The sequence below is a fragment of the Candidatus Hepatincolaceae symbiont of Strigamia maritima genome (assembly GCF_055505085.1).
The window spans coordinates 1-3,549 of the sequence record NZ_DBKDTU010000037.1; the positions used below are offsets into that span (position 1 = coordinate 1).

General features: G+C 31.7%; 2 protein-coding genes. Both read left to right on the forward strand.

Annotation, left to right across the window (positions count from 1 at the left end):
• Nucleotides 1-28: 28 nt before the first annotated feature.
• On the forward strand, nt 29-625 hold the full coding sequence (locus tag ACQCX0_RS00920; RefSeq protein ID WP_462562222.1) for a DUF2497 domain-containing protein: 597 nt from the start codon (nt 29-31) through the stop codon (nt 623-625).
• Nucleotides 626-751: 126 nt separating this feature from the next.
• Complete coding sequence (locus ACQCX0_RS00925) at nt 752-3,493, forward strand: valine--tRNA ligase (protein ID WP_462562224.1); 2,742 nt, start codon at nt 752-754, stop codon at nt 3,491-3,493.
• Nucleotides 3,494-3,549: the final 56 nt, after the last annotated feature.

Consider the following 3,549-nt stretch of genomic DNA (forward strand, 5'->3'; position numbering starts at 1 on the left):
TAATAATTAAACAAAGATAGGAATACTTATGCAGATTAGCAAATTAAAAAGAATGATTGTAGATAATAAAGATTTAAGAAAACAAAATCATATTAGTAATTATTTAGAAGATGAAATTAATAGTATTATTAGTAAAAAAACAGTTGCCCCAGTGTATACTAATACACCTTATAACCAATCAGGTGATAACTCTAGAGACAATACTATTACTAATTCTGACAGAAATTTTAGTAATGTTAGAGAAAGAGAAACTCCTCCTAGTTTTAGGTCAGCTAGCATCAGGGGTAGGGAGGAAGCTAATGTAAAAAATAATCATGAAGTAAAAAATTATCCTTCTCAAGAATTACCACTGAATTTTGATATGGAAGAGAAGGCACTACGTATGATAAAACCTCTGATTAGAGAATGGTTAGATGATAATTTAGAACGTATTACTATTAAGGTATTACGTAAAGAGTTAGAAAGATATGCTGATGAAGATTATGAATATGAATTAGCAAAAGCTAAAAATTATAGTTTTGATTTTAAGAAATCTATGGATAAGAAATATCAAGAAGAAAATAGAAGAGAGAGGTATATGCGTGAAGGTCGTGAGGTACGAAATAGGCATAGGTCTGAGAGATAAATTACTATCATGCTTAAAAAGATTAAACTTCTCAGAAATTAATTCTTATGCATTAAAATTAGGTTTAAGTTGGCAAAGAAATACCATAGAGACGTATAATTATAATAAAGTAGGTTTTGTTACAAAATGTCTGAGAAAATCATAGATAAAAATTTTAATGCACAATTAGTAGAACAAGAGGTATTAAGTAAGATTAATGCAACAGAGTATTATAACACAGATATAAATTCAGAAAAAGAACCCTTTGTGATTATGATGCCACCGCCCAATGTAACCGGTTATTTGCATATAGGGCACGCCTTGGTCAATACTTTGCAGGATGTACTCATTAGATATTATAGAATGCATAATTATGAAGTTTTGTGGCAGGGAGGAACAGACCATGCCGGTATTGCCACCCAAGCAGTTGTGGAAAAACAGTTATTAGCAGATGGTATTAAGAGAAAAGATTTAAGTAGAGCAGAGTTTAGAGAAAAAGTTGAATTATGGAAAGAGCATTCTGGGGGAGAAATTCTTAATCAGCTTAATCTCTTAGGTGCTTCATATAATCGTGAGTATATTGCTTATACTATGGATAAAAACCTAAGTGTGGCAGTTTTAGAAGCTTTTATTACTCTGCATAATAATGGTTTAATTTATAGAGATAATCGCTTAGTAAATTGGGATATTAAACTCCAGACGGCAATTTCAGATTTAGAAGTAGAGCAAAAGGAAGTTAAAACTAAATTTTATTATGTTCGTTATAAAATATTTAATAGCAATGAAGAAATAATTGTAGCAACCACCAGACCAGAAACTATTTTAGGGGATACTGCTCTTGCTGTAAATCCGTTGGATGAGCGTTACAAACATTTAGTAGGATCTGAGGTAATTGTGCCTCTTCTTAATAAAAAAGTGGTGGTGGTGGCTGATGATTATGCTGATACGGAAAAAGGTACTGGAGCTGTTAAAATTACCCCTGCTCATGATTTTAACGATTTTGAGGTTGGTAAAAGGCATAATCTTGAAATAGTTAATATCTTAAATAAAGATGGTACCCTAAATACTAATACTCCTCAAGAATTTCAAGGGTTAAGCCGAGAAGAAGCTCGAGCTAAAATAATTAAATTATTAGAAGAGCAAGATTTATTGGTAAAAATTGAAGAAAATATTACTAAAATTCCCTACGGAGACCGCAGTAACACTATCATAGAGCCATTATTAACTAAGCAATGGTTTGTGGATGCTAAAAGCTTAGCAAAAGATGCTATTAGGGTAGTAGATGAAGAAAAAATTAAATTTATGCCGAAAAGCTGGCAAAATCTTTATTTTGAATGGATGAGTAATATAGAGCCTTGGTGTATTTCTCGGCAAATTTGGTGGGGACATCAAATTCCGGTTTATTATGTGGTTGATGAGCATGATACCTCAGATACCCTTAATCAAGACCACACTAATCAGCAATTTGCTAATAATCAAGAATTGACACAACAACAAACATCTAATCTTAATCAAAAATATTTTGTTGCAAAAAATTTAGAAGATGCACAACAGCAGGCATTATTATTTTATGGTAGAAAGGTAACTCTAATTCAAGATGAAGATGTATTAGACACGTGGTTTTCTGCAAGTTTATGGCCTTTTGCTACTCTGGGGTGGCAAACTAATGATAACTCTAAATTACAAAAATTTTTTCCAAGCAGTGTCTTAGTAACCGCATTTGATATTATTTTCTTCTGGGTTGCCAGAATGATTATGATGTCACTTTATTTTATGAAAGAAATACCTTTTAAAACCGTTTATATTACAGCATTAATTAGAGATGCTAAAGGGCAGAAAATGTCTAAATCTAAGGGTAATGTGGTAAATCCTTTAGATTTAATGCATGAATACGGCACCGATGCCCTAAGGTGGACTTTAGTTAGTTACGGGAGCAATACTAATGATATTAAACTCTCAGAGAAATCCGTAGAGCAGGGGCGGAATTTTGTTACTAAAATTTGGAATGCTTATCGGTTTTGTATGCAAAATTCTTGTGAATATACCAAAGGCTTTAATCTCAACACTCTAGACCTAGATCTTAATAAGTGGCTTTTGGTTAAGTTGCAAAACTTAGAACATGATTTAAATACTGCCTATAAAAATTTTAAATTTAATGAGATTTCCTCTACGATTGAAGCTTTCATACGGGGAACTTTTTGTGATTGGTATTTGGAATTGGTAAAACCTATTATGTATCAGCAGGAACATACTAAAGAGCAAGAAGAAACTAGGCAAGTAACTGGTTTTGTGTTAGAGAGGATGCTTAAATTTTTACATCCGATTATGCCCTATTTGAGTGAATATTTATGGACTTACAATACGCATAGAGAAAATATTTTAGCTCTAACACTTGTAGAAGCACATAATGTTACCTATGAAGTAAGTAATATTAATAAGATTGATGCACTAATAGCATTAATTTCTAAAATTAGAAGTAAAAGGGCAGACTTAAATTTGGCTCCAAGTTTACTTCTAAATATACAAATTAAAGGGAAAATTCCTGTCTATATTACCAAGAATTTAGAATTAGTAAAACGCTTGGCACGAATCTCAGAAATTACAAGTGTTGCTGAGTTTAGTAAAGAAACTCTGCAAGATGTGGTAAATAATACTATTATTGGGATTCCGGTAAGAGAAGTTATAGACTTTGCTGAGGAGAGGCAGAGAATTGCTAAGGAGATTTCTAAAATAGAGTTACTACTGCAACCTGTTGTAGCAAAATTAAAAAATCCAGGGTTTTTAGCAAAAGCAAAACCTGAGGTAATTGTAGAATATAAAATTATGCAACAACAAAATCAAGAAAAATTACAAAAACTACAAGCCATTCTACAAATTATGCAAAGTTAAGAATATATTTAAAGTAGAATAATCTGCTAAATTATGTAGCATAAAATCACACAATC

Coding starts and splice junctions, on each gene's coding strand:
- ACQCX0_RS00920 (WP_462562222.1), top strand. CDS start 29: ATGCAGATTAGCAAATTAAAAAGAATGATTGTAGATAATAAAGATTTA.
- ACQCX0_RS00925 (WP_462562224.1), top strand. CDS start 752: ATGTCTGAGAAAATCATAGATAAAAATTTTAATGCACAATTAGTAGAA.